Annotated in this window: 1 protein-coding gene; it reads left to right on the top strand. The window is 53.5% G+C overall.

The window, feature by feature from the left end; genetic code table 11:
* A partial coding sequence (locus J7438_RS26520) for an aldehyde dehydrogenase family protein (RefSeq protein ID WP_209279020.1) occupies window positions 1-724 on the top strand: 724 nt, incomplete at both ends.

The following is a 724-nucleotide window of genomic DNA, read 5'->3' as shown; positions in this document are numbered from 1 at the left end:
TTGCCGGTGTCGCTTTCACCGGCTCCACGGAAACCGCCCGGTTGATTAATCAGTCGCTGGCGAATCGTCCGGGCCCGATGATACCGTTGATTGCTGAAACAGGTGGCCAGAATGCCATGATCGTCGATTCCACCGCACTGCCTGAGCAGGTGGTTAATGATGTTCTTTTGTCCGCCTTTGGCAGTGCCGGACAGCGCTGCTCAGCGCTCAGGGTACTTTATGTGCAGAAAGATATTGCTGACCGGGTGATCGCTCTGTTGCAGGGGGCAATGGAGGAGCTGTCTATCGGCAATCCGAGTCTTCATTCTACCGATATTGGCCCGGTTATTGATGAGAAAGCCCGCCAGTTACTACAGGCACATATCAAACGAATGAAACAAGAAGCCAGGCTGCTGTTTGAATGCCAACTGCCAGCGGATTGCGCTAACGGCAGCTTTGTTGCGCCGGTTGCCGTTGAAATTGACCATATTGGCCAACTGGAGAAGGAGCACTTCGGCCCTGTTCTCCATGTGATTCGTTACGACGCAAAAGCGTTACCCGAGGTGATTAAGCAGATCAACAGTACCGGGTATGGCCTTACCCTGGGAATTCACACTAGAAACGAAGTGACGGCGACGTTTATTGAGCAGCGGGTCAAGGTGGGTAATATCTATATCAACAGGAACCAGACTGGCGCTGTCGTCGGTGTTCAGCCATTTGGTGGCCAGGGACTGTCAGGCACCGG

Source organism: Thalassotalea sp. G20_0 (assembly GCF_017744175.1).
GTDB lineage: Bacteria > Pseudomonadota > Gammaproteobacteria > Pseudomonadales > Endozoicomonadaceae > Endozoicomonas.
Note: the sequence above shows the minus strand (reverse complement) of the source record. Positions and strands in the feature narration are given on the sequence as shown.